This window comes from Desulfogranum marinum (assembly GCF_016918565.1).
Lineage (GTDB): Bacteria > Desulfobacterota > Desulfobulbia > Desulfobulbales > Desulfobulbaceae > Desulfogranum > Desulfogranum marinum.
On sequence record NZ_JAFFQD010000175.1, the window covers coordinates 1 to 400 of the forward strand.

Genomic DNA, 400 nt, shown 5'->3' on the forward strand with positions numbered 1-400 from the left:
CAAATGAGGTCGCCCGGGTGCAGCGTCATGAAACGGCTGACGTAGCTCACCAGATGCGCCACGCCAAATACCATGGTGGCGGTGTTGCCCCGCTGCGCACGTTCATCATTGACGTCGAGCCACAGGCCAAGCGCTTGCGGGTCGGGCACTTCGTCACGCGTGACCAGCCACGGCCCGACGGGGCAGAAGGTGTCGCAGCCCTTGCCCTTGTCCCACGTGCCGCCGCGCTCAAGCTGAAACTCGCGCTCGGATACATCGTTCACCACGCAGTAGCCGGCCACATGTGAGAGCGCTGCTTCGCGGGAAACATCGCTCGCCGTCTTGCCGATCACCACACCGAGCTCGACCTCCCAGTCGGTCTTTTCCGAGCCGCGCGGCAGCATGACGGCATCGTTGGGGC

The 400-nt window shown here is 64.8% G+C and carries 1 protein-coding gene; it reads right to left on the reverse strand.

Annotated features, from left to right (window positions below; translation table 11 throughout):
* A partial coding sequence (locus tag JWH17_RS23380; protein WP_205225109.1) for a fumarylacetoacetate hydrolase family protein occupies window positions 1–400 on the reverse strand: 400 nt, incomplete at both ends.